11 protein-coding genes are annotated in these 12,326 nt (G+C 58.1%); 2 read left to right on the plus strand and 9 right to left on the minus strand.

What is annotated here, in order from left to right:
* Positions 1–125 precede the first annotated feature (125 nt).
* Entirely contained in the window at positions 126–2,282 is a 2,157-nt protein-coding gene (locus tag C7H10_RS07225; RefSeq protein ID WP_167392883.1) for a GGDEF domain-containing protein, read from the plus strand.
* A gap of 2 nt (positions 2,283–2,284) precedes the next feature.
* On the opposite strand, the gene C7H10_RS07230 is transcribed toward C7H10_RS07225, so the two are convergent.
* The 7 genes from C7H10_RS07230 to C7H10_RS07260 all read right to left on the minus strand — a co-directional run bounded on the left by C7H10_RS07230 (position 2,285) and on the right by C7H10_RS07260 (position 8,633).
* On the minus strand, positions 2,285–3,697 hold the full coding sequence (locus C7H10_RS07230) for an alanine/glycine:cation symporter family protein (protein WP_058093010.1): 1,413 nt from the start codon (positions 3,695–3,697) through the stop codon (positions 2,285–2,287).
* A 156-nt stretch (positions 3,698–3,853) separates the two neighbouring features.
* A complete protein-coding gene (locus C7H10_RS07235; protein ID WP_061332500.1) occupies positions 3,854–4,297 on the minus strand; it encodes a universal stress protein in 444 nt (147 codons plus the stop codon).
* Between the two features lie 33 nt (positions 4,298–4,330).
* Positions 4,331–5,617, minus strand: a complete 1,287-nt coding sequence (locus tag C7H10_RS07240; protein WP_106694323.1) for a TRAP transporter large permease — start codon at positions 5,615–5,617, stop codon at positions 4,331–4,333.
* Positions 5,618–5,654: 37 nt separating this feature from the next.
* Positions 5,655–6,251: a TRAP transporter small permease gene (locus C7H10_RS07245; protein ID WP_072678710.1), complete on the minus strand. Its 597-nt coding sequence runs from the start codon at positions 6,249–6,251 to the stop codon at positions 5,655–5,657.
* Between the two features lie 115 nt (positions 6,252–6,366).
* A complete protein-coding gene (locus tag C7H10_RS07250; protein ID WP_106694324.1) occupies positions 6,367–7,395 on the minus strand; it encodes a TRAP transporter substrate-binding protein in 1,029 nt (342 codons plus the stop codon).
* A gap of 247 nt (positions 7,396–7,642) precedes the next feature.
* Complete coding sequence (locus C7H10_RS07255; protein WP_106694325.1) at positions 7,643–7,966, minus strand: high-potential iron-sulfur protein; 324 nt, start codon at positions 7,964–7,966, stop codon at positions 7,643–7,645.
* Between the two features lie 127 nt (positions 7,967–8,093).
* Positions 8,094–8,633 (minus strand): YqiA/YcfP family alpha/beta fold hydrolase, encoded by a 540-nt coding sequence (locus C7H10_RS07260; protein WP_106694326.1) that lies wholly within the window; start codon positions 8,631–8,633, stop codon positions 8,094–8,096.
* Between the two features lie 107 nt (positions 8,634–8,740).
* Here C7H10_RS07260 and C7H10_RS07265 point away from each other — a divergent pair, with 107 nt between their 5' ends.
* The gene (locus C7H10_RS07265) at positions 8,741–9,286 is read left to right on the plus strand and encodes a glutathione peroxidase (RefSeq protein ID WP_106694327.1); all 546 of its coding nucleotides are present in this window, start codon (positions 8,741–8,743) and stop codon (positions 9,284–9,286) included.
* Here C7H10_RS07265 and C7H10_RS07270 read toward each other — a convergent pair.
* Both C7H10_RS07270 and nadN read right to left on the minus strand, forming a co-directional pair.
* The gene (locus tag C7H10_RS07270) at positions 9,253–10,272 is read right to left on the minus strand and encodes an LLM class flavin-dependent oxidoreductase (RefSeq protein WP_106694328.1); all 1,020 of its coding nucleotides are present in this window, start codon (positions 10,270–10,272) and stop codon (positions 9,253–9,255) included. The genes C7H10_RS07265 and C7H10_RS07270 overlap by 34 nt on opposite strands.
* A gap of 147 nt (positions 10,273–10,419) precedes the next feature.
* On the minus strand, positions 10,420–12,240 hold the full coding sequence (nadN, locus tag C7H10_RS07275) for an NAD nucleotidase (protein ID WP_106694329.1): 1,821 nt from the start codon (positions 12,238–12,240) through the stop codon (positions 10,420–10,422).
* Positions 12,241–12,326: the final 86 nt, after the last annotated feature.

Below are 12,326 nucleotides of genomic sequence, written 5' to 3' on the forward strand. Positions count from 1 at the left end.
GGTTTATACTGAAAACATAGCGTCCAACAGCAGGTTTCGCTTTGCGCCCCTCTTCCTGTCGCACTTTATTCTGCCTTGCCACACTCGTTTTGGCGCTCTGCCTGTCCCAACCGGCGTTGTCTGCCATGCAGCCAGTGGATGAAGGGTGGCAATATCGCTGGGGCGACTCCCCTTTCCTGGCTGACGGCACACCGCTTTGGCTGGACGAACCGGACAGCGACAAACACTGGCATGACATTGCTTTCCCTTCCAACCCTCCCGGCCGAAAAGGGCAAGAACATGCCTGGTTCCGGGTGACATTACCGGAAGGGGAGTGGTACGCGCCGGCACTATACATCTACAGCGTCGATATCATCCTGCAGGTCTGGTTCCGGGGCGAGTTGCTGTATCAGTACGGCACCTTCGACGAGCACGGCCGTGGCAAATTTGAAGGCTGGCCCTGGCACGAGATTCCATTGCCCGATGGCTACGAAGGCGAAACCATGTACTTCCGCGTGTTCTCAAATTACACGGATATCGGGTTGTGGGGGGAGGTGGCCATTCTCGATCACCCGGACCTGGTGCTGCACATCGTTGGCAACTCGGCCGAGAGTCTGGTTATTGCGGCGTTATCCGGACTGATTGCACTCCTTGCCCTGGTATTTGCCCTGATCCAGCGAGGCCAGAGAAGTTTCGCCAGCATTGCCCTGTTTGCATTCCTGACCGGCGTAATGCTGCTGGCGGAAAGCCAGGCCAGCTTGCTGATCCTGTATCAGCCACTGCTGTGGGACTATCTGGCAGCGGGCTCTTATTATTTGATTCCGGTTGCACTGGCGCTCTTGCTAAGCCAGTGGCTCGACGCCCGTCGCCCCCGCCTGGTTCGCTGGCTGATGTGGCTGCATCTGGTGTTTGCGGCTCTTGCCCTTATGCTGGCGCTGCTCGGGTTAGTGAACCTGTCCTCTACATTCCCGGTGTTTGACGGTGTTTTGCTGATCTCCCTGGCATTAATGGTGGCGGTGGTTGTCAGGAATTTCAGTAGCTTGTATCGGGAACAGCAGGTGTTTCTGTTTACCTGTGGCGTGTTTATCGTTCTGCTGATTCTGGATATGGCGGTTGCTCATGGCTTTCTCCCCTGGGGGCGGGTGCCGGTCAGCTGGGGGGCGCTGGCGTTCTCGCTGGCGCTTATCAGTATTTCTGTGTGGCATTACGGCAAAACCCAACAGGCCTTGCATCAGTTGACCGTTCAACTGGAGCAGAAGGTGGCTGAGCGAACTGCTCGAGCTGAAGCGCTGGCCGAGAGAGAGGTAGAGCGGTCACGGCTGTTAGCGCTGGAGAGCAAGAAAAGTCAGAAATTGGCGGACACCATTGCTGCCCTGCAGGACTGTGCGGGTGTGGAAGAGGCTTTCCAGCCTTTGCTTCAGGCGCTGCCGCAACTGTACTTGCCGATTGCTGGCTGTTTCTACCGGCGCAACCCGGGTGGCGGCTATGATCGGGCCTGCCTCTGGGGCAGATCTGCTGCCAATACCTTTCCACCCAGCCTGACGCAGGATCTTTCCGGCCTGACGGAGACCGTTTTGCCCGTGCGGAGCCAGGACGTACCTGCACAACTCTGTTTTCTGCTCCGGGTTGAACCAGCCCAGTTCGGGAATGTTCCTGAGGGCGTGTTGCTTTTGGAGCGACCGAATCTGCCAGACGTCGTGAAGGATTACGGCACCGCCCGGGTGGTTGCCTGGGTGTATCAGTCTGTCGAGAAGATCGGGATTACCCTGTCAGGGTTGGCCCTGCGATCCGAATTGCAACGGTTTTCCTATGAGGACAGCCTGACGGGTCTTAAAAATCGGCGCTACTTTGATGAGTTATTCCGACATGAGCGGGAAGTCGCCATCCGCTCAGAGCGCCCACTGAGCCTGTTGATCTTCGATATCGACCACTTCAAGCGCTTCAACGACAGTCATGGGCACGATGCCGGCGATGAGGTTTTGCGAATGGTCGGGAGAGTCCTTGAGAACTGCTTTCGCGGGAGCGATACGGTATGCCGTTATGGGGGAGAGGAGTTTACGGTTCTGATGCCTGGGGCGTCACGGGAGGAAGCCCGCCAGAGGGCGGAAAATCTTCGGGCAACCATTGCCGAATCTCAGGTTGAATACCTTGGAAAGCAGTTGGGCAATCTGACGATATCGGCAGGTATTGCATGCTGGCCGGAAAGCAGCCCGGAGTTCGACGAGCTGTTCCGGGCAGCCGACCGGGCGTTGTATCAGGCCAAGGCCGCTGGCCGTAACCGGGTGGTTACGGCCAGTGTTTGAGCTTAATGCCAGATGTTGCTGTCGATTTTCTCGTGCAGCTCCGGGTAATCCTTTGACTTGAAGTGGGGTACCAGTCCCTCTTTCCGTTGGGCCAGGTAGTCCTTGGTCAACTTGGCTACCGTGCCGGACAGCAGCACAATCGCCACCAGGTTGATGGCCGCCATTAGTCCCATCGAGGCATCCGCGGCGTTGAATACCGTAACCACCGCTTCATAGCCGCCCCAGATCACCATGGCCAGAGCTGCCAGGCGAAGCAGGGTGAGCCCGAGGGTGCTGCCGCCTTTCAGGTAGATCAGAGCGTTCTCGGCATAGGTGTAGTTGGCCACGATGGACGTGAAGGCAAAAAACAGGATGGCGACGGCAATAAAGTAGCCACCAAATTCACCCAGGTGGACTTCCATGGCCTGCTGGGTCAGTTGCGTACCGGTGATGCCAGAACCGGGTTCCAGCACGCCGGCCAGCAGAATCATCACGGCTGTGGCGGTACAGATAATGATAGTGTCGACAAACACACCAAACGCCTGAACAAGGCCCTGTGACGACGGGTGGTGCGGTGCCGGTGTTGCGGTGGCCGCGATATTGGGGGCAGAACCCATGCCGGCTTCGTTGGAGAACAGGCCCCGCTTGATGCCGTTGAGCATCGCGGCGGTCACCGAGCCGGCGGCGCCCCCGGCGGCTTCTTCCAGACCGAAGGCGCTTTTGACGATCATCGTCAGAATGCCCGGTACCTCGGTGATGTTCATGGCCATCACGCCAAGCGCCAGCAGCACATAGGCGCCCGCCATAAACGGCACTACGAACTCGGCAAAGCGAACGATCTTGCGCAGACCACCAAAAATCACGATGCCGGCGAGCGCCGCGATGACCACACCAACACCCAGTTTGGGTGCACCAAAGGCACCCTCCATGGCGTCGGCGATGGAGTTTGCCTGCACAGCGTTGAACACCAGGCCAAACGAGATGATCAGGCAAACCGCGAAGATGGCCGCTGCCCAGGGGGCTTTCAGGCCCTTGGCAATGTAAACCGCCGGACCGCCCCGATACTGGCCCTTGCCGTCACGCACCTTGTAAAGCTGCGCCAGGGTGCTTTCGGCATAGCCCGTGGCCATGCCCACCAGTGCGACCATCCACATCCAGAAAATGGCGCCGGCACCGCCGAGGTACAGGGCTACGGCCACGCCGGCCAGGTTGCCGGTGCCGACCCGGGAGGCCAGGCTGGTACACAGCGCCTGGAAAGGTGAGATACCGTGAACGTCGCTTTCACGGGAGCCGCGAATGGCCCTGACCATTTCGCCGAAATTGACGAATTGCAGAAAACCCAGGCGGATGGTGAAGAAGACACCGACGGCCAGCAGGCCGTAGACGAGGACATAACCCCAGAGAATCGAGTTGAGAAAATCGACAATTGCAGTCATGGGTAGACGCCTTGTGATTTGAGTTTTGTGAATTGAAAGAAACGCAAGGCGGGGGAGTCTAGCACGGTGAAAATCTGATCAGACTGCGGAAATCCGTGATTGCCAGAGGGCCGGTATTTTGCAATACCGGCCCGAGATTGCAGCATCAATGTCTGTTCAGACCACCAATACCGGGCATTTGGCATGGGACGCCACCCGGTGGGAAACACTGCCGAGGAACATGCCGTCTTTGTCGCTGTTGGTGCCCTTGGTACCAACGACGATCAGATCCGCCTCTTTGTCCTGGGCGAATTTTACGATCACCTTGGATGGCCGGCCGGCTTTCACAAAGCCGCGCACTTTGGTCGCGCCGTGTTCCTTGGCCAGTTCCTTGGCATGGTTCACCACTCCCTTGGCGTAATCCGACAGTACCTTGTCCGGAATGTCCATGTCGTCGGGGCGTCCGATCGATAAGGACGCCTCGAACAGGCTGTGATGCTTGTAGACGCACAGGATGAAGATCTCGGCATCCGGGATCAGCTTCTGCAGGTCAATCGCCTTATCCAGTGCTTTCAGCGAGGTTTTGGAGCCATCCACGGCTACCAGAATCCGTTTGAACATAGGTCTCTCCTGTTACTGGCCGGGGAACCCGGCTCAGTCTCGGTAAGCCAGGTCCCTCAGGAACAGGGCGATATCCGGGAAGGCAATGATTAGCCCGGCGGCGGCCACCAGCATGAAGATAAACGGTGGCGTGCCTCGGATCACTTCCATGTAGGGGCGTTTGAAGATGGCGATGGCGGTGAAGATGTCACAGCCAAACGGCGGCGTTGCGGAGCCTATGGCTACCTGCAGGGTGATCAGCACCCCTACCAGAACCGGGTCCAGCCCGGTTGCCTGGATGGCTGGCGCAAAGATGGGGGTGAGCACCAGGATGACCACAATCGGGTCAACAAACATGCAGGCGATAAAGAAGGCAATACAGATGGCAATCAGCACACCCACCGGGCCCGCTTCGTTCACGCCGACGGTTTCCAGAATGGCCTGGGGAATCTGGGCGAAGGAGATAATCCAGGAGAAACCATTACCAACGGCAACCAGAATAAATACCACGGCGGTAATCAGACCGGTGGACTTGGCGATCTTGTAGATGTCGTTGAGCTTCAGGGAGCGGAAGATCACGAACTCCAGCAGGAAGGCGTAAAGTACGCACACGGCGGCGGCTTCGGTGGGGCTGAATATGCCGCCGTAGATACCGCCAACAATGATCACCGGGAACATCAGCGGCCAGGAGGCATCCCGCACTGACAGCGCCCGTTGTTTCCAGGTGGCCTTTTCTTCGGTTGGCACATTGTGCTTGTACGCATAGAACAGGCAGTACAACGAGAACATGAACAGGATCAGAACGCCCGGACCAATGCCGGCAATGAACAGCTCGGCAATGGAGGTCTCGGAGATAACCCCGTAGATAATCATCCCGATGCTCGGGGGAATCAGGAATGCGATATCACTGGCGTTGATGATCAGCGCGAGCGTGAACGGGTCAGAATAGCCCGCTTTCAGCATCTTCGGGCGCAGAGGCGACCCAACCGCTACCACCGTGGCCTGGGTAGATCCGGAAACCGCCCCAAACAGGGTGCAGGAGGTGGCGGTACTGATGGCCAGGCCACCCTTGATGTGGCCGATGAAGGACATCACCATGTTGATCAACCGGTCGGCCGACTGGCCCCGGGTCATGATGTCGGCGGCCAGAATAAACATGGGTACCGCAATCAACGACGCCGGCCGGATACCACCCATCATTTGCTGGATGAAGGTTTGCATCTGGCCGAAGCCGTCGAACATCATTACAAAGCCAACCACCGCCGCGGTGGTCAGTGGGATCATCATCGGGAAGCCCAGCAGCAGTAGCCCGATCATGATCAACATCAGAATGGTTGCCATAAGTAATCTTCCTGTTCCTTATCGGGTTACGGCTGTCTCAGACCTCGGACTCGGTATCAGCGTAGCCATCCACCACGCCGGTCGAGAGGTAGACGTCCTTGCTGGTGAGGTTCTTGATGGCTGTCAGGAAATACTGGATTCCGGTAATGGCGAAACCGATGGGCGCCCATATATAGATGATCCAGATAGGTATGCCCAGGGCAGGCAAAATGCGGCCACGGCTATACAGCGTTTCGATGTAGCCGTAGGCGTGGTAACACAGGAAAAACATCACCACCGAAGTGAACAGGGCGATGAAGATCATCAGAACCTTTCGGCCTTTGGCGGGCAGGGCGTCGTATACCGCCGACATTCGGATGTGGCGACCATGGCGGGCGGCGTAACCAATCCCGGCGAAGGTGATCAGAATGATCAGGATGCGGTTGATCTCACCAGAGAAAAACAGGCCTTCTCCGAACACAAAACGCCCGATAACGTTGGCGCAGGTGTTGATGGCCATGAGGATGACGCCGGCGGCGAGCATGACTGCCTCGACCTTGGCGATCCACTCGTCGATGGTGCCCAGAAAGCCCGGTAAACCGGACTCGTAGGTACCGGTATCGTCTTCAACAACCTCCTGGGGATGTTCAGACATGGATTCCTCTCCAGAATCATTTGCTCCCGGCCGGTAAAGACCCCGGCGGGGCGGGGGTTAAACCAGGGCCGGACATCAAAGGGTGGCACCGGGCCACCCTTTGAATCCTGCCGTTTTACTGTCCCTGAACGGCTTCGAGGTCGGCCTTGAACTGGTCAAGCAGCTGCTGGCCACGTTCGCCGGTCATGTTGATGAAGCGCTCTTCCACCTGCGGGGCGCGGGCGCGGAAGGCTTCAATCTGCTCGTCGTTCAGGCGGGTAACGGTAACCCGATCACTGGCTGCCTGGATTTTCTCCAGGGCTTCATCGGCCAGGCCATCGATGTGAACGATGATTTCCTCAAAGGCGTAGTCCGCAGCATCGCGAACCAGCTTTTTGTCTTCATCAGACAGGCCGTTGTAGAAATTCTGGTTCGCCATCATGGCGGTGGTAAACCAGCCGTGGCCGGTGAATACCAGGTTCGGGGATACCTCGTACAGACCACCGGATTCAATCCAGAAAATCGGGTTTTCCTGACCCTGGATCATGTTGGTCTGCAGGGCACCGTACACTTCACCCCAGGGCAGCGGCGTGGGTGTGGCACCAAAGGCAGAATAGGTTTCCGACAACAGCGGGTTGGTCATTACCCGGATTTTCTTGTTGCGGAATTCTTCCGGTGAGGTGACTGGCTCATCTACCGTGACCACCATTTCACCCTCGGGGTACATCTTCAGAAGTTCCAGGCCCTGCTCGGAATAGAGCTCCGGGAAGTCTTCGTTGATGGCCTTGGATTCCCGGAAAAACGTGATAACCGTTTCCATGTCGGTCGGCATCAGGTAGGGAATGAAGAAGATCTGTGCTTCGGGAATCAGGGAGCCGGTGAAGCCTGGTGACTGGTTTACGAAGTTGAGAATGCCAGCCTGGGTTTGCTCCATGATGTCATCAGACTCGCCCAGCTCGCCGAAGCGGAACACCTGGACCGTGTGGTCGGAATTCTCCTCAACGTATTCCTTGAATTTGTAGGCGTAAACGTCCTGAACATCACCCTCGTATTCTTCATGGGCATAGCGCCAGTTAGCTGCGTTTACCGAGTTTGCCGCAGTGATCGCTGCAAAGGCGAACGCCGAAAAACCGGCCAGTTTCCTGAATTTACTTGTGTTGCTCATCGCGCTGTCTCCGTTTGTTTTTTTGCTGAAATCCTTTGTTACATTATTAAAGACTGGCAAAACATGAGGGTTTTCGCAAGGAAATGGCCAAAATCAGATAATTCAGGCGACAGGTTTTATTGGTATCGCAAGTCTATGAATTTTCGATTTATTCGGTTTTCTGTCTTACTCAGGGGAGGAAAAAATTGAATTTTTGATGGCGGGCAGGTGGATGACAGGCGGCCTTGTGGCCGCCTGTCATGTTACGTTAACCGCCCGGTACCCAGGTGTTACACCAGCCATCGGCATTGACCAGTACATCGCTGAACTGCGGGTGGCGGCAACCGCCCCATCCCCCGGAAACTTCCCCGGCCCAAAACGCACAGTTGGAACACTTGTTTCCATCCTGATATTTCTCATGATCGCTGGTACTACCGTCGTTCACGTAGTCCAGTGCATGGCCGTCCTCCGCTTTCGGCTTTTCGGCTCGGGCTGCCGGAACGTGTGTGGCCACCCGTGCCAGTGGAACGGCAGCGACACCTAACGCGGCAGTGCGCAGGAATACCCGTCGACTTTTATTGAAATCGCTCATTGGTAACTCCTTTCTCTCTCATCATTTATGGATTGCCCTGCCGGAACCGGGGTTCAGGCAACGGCGAGGGCAGCAGAACCACCCTACCAAAATGATTCGGTCATGCACGGCGTTTGGATGACATCGGTCAATGATGACGCGGGTTTAATCCGGTGTTCATGAGAAAGGCACGGAACTCATCGGCAACCCGGGTAACGCTGTGCTCCAGCCGGTGGTTGTCGGGTAACAGCAGGATTGGCAGGTTCTGCGCTTGCGCCAGTTCAATGACCGGCATAGGTGGCACCACGTCGTCCTGCCAACCGTGGATGATCTGGGTATGCCGGGCCTGAATGCGAGGCCGGCTTTGGGGGTAATCGGGGAGGGCCAGGGCTGGCGCCAACAGGAAACAGCCCAGTACCGGTGTGTCTGCACTGGTTTGCGCACACACCCAGCCGCCCATGCTGGAACCGGCAAGAATGGTCCGGGCCGGGTCAGCACCCGCTGCCGCCATGGCATCTCGCATTTGCCCAAGGCGCTGGGCCGGGTCTTTGGTGCTACGATGATCAATGGCTTCAGCGTGGACGCCGGCGAACGACTCCGCCACCGTTTTAAGGGCCTGGATCTTGGTACTCCCGGGGCCGCTTTCGAGCCCATGGGAAAGAAAAACGAAAGTTTCGGGTGCAGACACGGGATTTACTCCGGTGGTTGGTCAGGAACTTTGGCGTTAAGTCGGGTTATGAGCGGATTGCCACTCGCAATCGTATTCCTTCTTGTCAGCAGAACAGGAGTCTAACAATGCACACGACACGATGGCAGCGGTGGCCGCTGATCGCCCTTATGGTTGCTGCTTTGCCAGCATGGGCCGCCGAGTGCCCCGCGTTTCTCGACCATGACCAGCGCAAGCTGCACTCCAGGGATTCCGTCAACCTGTGTGACCTGGCCGCCGGCCAGCCGATGCTGGTTGTGAACACCGCAAGCCGCTGCGGTTATACCGGCCAGTTTGAGGGGCTCGAAGCGCTGCATCAGACATTCCGCGACAAGGGCCTGGTTGTGGTGGGCTTCGCCAGCGATGATTTCCGGCAGGAGGCGAGCACCGAAGAAGAAGCGGCCGAGGTTTGTTTCGTCAACTTTGGCGTCACCTTCACGATGATCGCGCCCGGGCCGGTGACCGGTACCCAGGCGAACCCGGTGTTCCGCGAGATCAACCGTCAGAGCCAGCCGCCGCGCTGGAACTTCACCAAATACGTACTGGACCGGGACGGCAAGGTCACCGCCAGCTTCCCCAGCCGGGTTCGCCCGGACGATCCTCAGTTAATGGAAGCCATTGAAGAGGTGCTCTGATCCCGGGTTTGCGCCAGGATGTCGAGAGCATGACGGCGCTGTGCCGGGTCATAGATATCGACGGTGAACATCAGTTCGTCTACGCGGATATCCGCCAGCAGGTTATCGAGTTGGTGGCGGATATCATCGGCGTCGCCCGTCACCTGTAACGCCAGGAAATCCAGTACGCTGAGCTTCTCACCGGCATTCCACAGACCGTCCATGGATTCAACCGGCGGTTTCATCCACAAGGGCTGGCCCCGGAACAGAGACAGAATGCGCTGGTAACTGGTGGTGGCCAGAAACTTTGCCTGATCCAGTGAGTCGGCCGGAATGGCCGGAATGGCAAGCATGGCGTAGGGCCGGTCCAATTGGGGTGAGGGCTGGAAATTATCCCGGTAAACCCTCAGGGCTTCCCGGTACAGCCTTGGGGCGAAGTGCCCGGCGAAGGCATAGGGCAAGCCCCGGGCAGCTGCCAGCTGGGCGCTGAACAGGCTTGAGCCCAGAAGCCAGATGGGCACCTCGGTGCCCGCCCCGGGAATTGCCTTGACCGGTTGGTCCGGTTGCAGGGGGCCGAGCAGGCTTTGCAGGCGGGCCACATCTTCCGGGAACTGTTCTGCTCCCAGGCCTTCACGGCGCAGCGCCCTGGCCGTGATCGGGTCGGTACCCGGCGCCCGGCCAAGGCCAAGGTCAATGCGCCCCGGATAAAGACATTCCAGGGTGCCAAACTGTTCAGCCACCACCAACGGCGGGTGATTGGGCAGCATGACGCCACCAGAGCCAACCCGAATGGTGTTGGTTCGACCAGCGATATGACCCACCAGCACAGACGTGGCGGAACTGGATATGCCCTCCATGTTGTGGTGCTCGGCCAGCCAGAACCGCTTGAAGCCCAGTGTTTCGGCATGTTGGGCGTAGGCAACACTGTTTGCCAGTGTGGTGCTCACCGAATCACCTTCGCGGACGGAGGCCAGTTCGAGCAGGGAATAATCGGGCAGGGTAGGCATAGTTCTCCGGTGGCTGTTGTAATCAATGGACAGGCAACCATGGTGATGTCGGCGGCCTATTTCAAGAATAGCGAAGAAGTATACCGGGAGGGTAGCTGAAGTCCGGCCAGTCGGGGGCGACTGACCGGAGGTTACCAAGGCGCTGCTTCAGAGGGCGGGTATATAGTTCTGGGTTGAATATTCGTCTGCGGACGGCTTGCTCAGGGAGCCTACCTCAAGAACGTAATCGACAAACGACTGGGCATAATCCAGGAACGTATCGGTTGCCCGGCCGTCGTCAGAAACGGCGCCAAAGGTCACATAGCCATCGCGGCCGCCGGCGGTGAAGCTGTTGGTGACCACGTTCAATTCCTCGTCATCGGCCAGGGCTCGCCATTCGGCCGAATTGCGCGGGTTGACCTCAATGTTGAACAAGCGCTCGCCTTCCGGTCGGTTCATGTCCACTTCCCAGCGCAGCCCTGCCGCGTAGGGGTAGGCGCCGCTGGAGCCGCCCTCAACATGGGCAAACTCAACCGCTTCGTTCAACACCGCCCGGATTTCCGCGCCGGACATGGCCAGGTCCGTCAGGGTGTTGGCAAACGGCAGGAGCGTGTAGGCGTCGCCGATGGTGATGCTGCCAGCAAACAGGTCGGTTCGGACGCCACCACCGTTCTGGATGGCCACATCGGCGTTCTTGCTCAGGAACAGGAAGGCCTGGGCGACAAGGTTGGAGATGTCGCTGCCGCGGTTGGGGTCTTCGCCGTCGCACGTGTCATCCCCATAGGGCCGGCCGGGAATTCTGGCCAGGCAGAGATCTTCGGTGGCGGTTCCGATTACCCGGTTGCGGAAATCATCCAGTTGGTTGGTGTAGTAGGCCAGCAGCTGTGCGGATGTCGGGTCTGGCGTTACCAGGCTGAGCTGGTCATCGGCGTCGATGGCCGCCAGGATGTCGGCGCGCTCGCTGCCCTCCGGCTCGTAGTTGTTATCTTCCGCATCTTTGAGCGTGAAGTTATCACCCAGGAGCAGGTGGGGCGTGCCTCTGCACGACGTCACTACGCCGTTTTCGTCCCAGGTAACGCTGAGTTCGCCAACCACTCGGGAATACTGCCACGCCTGGGCTACGCATACTTTGTCACCATCGGCATTGGTCAGTTCTGTTGGGTAGGGCCCTGCAGCAGACAGTCCGTAGGCATCGAAGTCTCCCAGCAGGCTGTGGGAATCACCACCGATGATGACATCCACGCCGGACAGCGACGCTGCCAGGTTCAGGTCGTTCTCGTACTGATAATGGGTCAGCAGCACGATCTTGTTGATGCCGGCCGCCTCGAGCTCGTCGATCATGGCCTGCGCCGTTTCCATCTCATCGAGGAATTCGGTGGTCTCCAGCGGGCTGGAGCTGTTGCGGGTTTTATTGGCTATGTCGATGCCGACTATGGCCACCTGCTCACCACCGATTGATTTGATGACGTAGGGCTGGATGTAGTCATCTTCGGCAGTCGGTGCCAGGGGAGTGCCAACCTGGGGCTTGACGTTGGCGGCCAGTACCGGCGTCTGACAGCTTCCGCTATCCAGCAGATCAAGGAACTTCTTCAGCCCCTCATCGCCCCGGTCGAACTCGTGGTTGCCCAGTGCAAATGCATCGAAACACACCTGGTTCATCAGTCGGGCATCGGCCTCTCCCTCAAACGACGAAAAATACAGGGTGCCGGTGATGGCATCGCCGGCATGAAGTTTCAGGACGTTGTCCAGGGCCGCCTCACGCTCTGCGATCTTTCCGGCCACTCGTGGAAAGCCGCCAATCGGAAAGGACGTGCTCTGCCCAGCAATCATCAGGGACTGTGAGCCCTCTTCCAGATGGGAATGATGGTCGTTGATGTGCAGGATGTTGGCGGTAAAGCTGCCGGCTTCCGGGGTGTTGTTATTGCTGTCGCTGTTGCAACCGGCCAGTGCGGCCAGGGGTAATGCAATCCATAGGGTTTTGCGGATCATGCCTGAACTCCTTGTTGGGTGACTACAGGGAGTCTGCGTTGTTGAGGTGTCAAAGCCGTGATGATTTTGTTGCAGTTTGAAGGGCA

Source organism: Marinobacter shengliensis (genome assembly GCF_003007715.1).
Classification (GTDB): Bacteria; Pseudomonadota; Gammaproteobacteria; order Pseudomonadales; family Oleiphilaceae; genus Marinobacter; species Marinobacter shengliensis.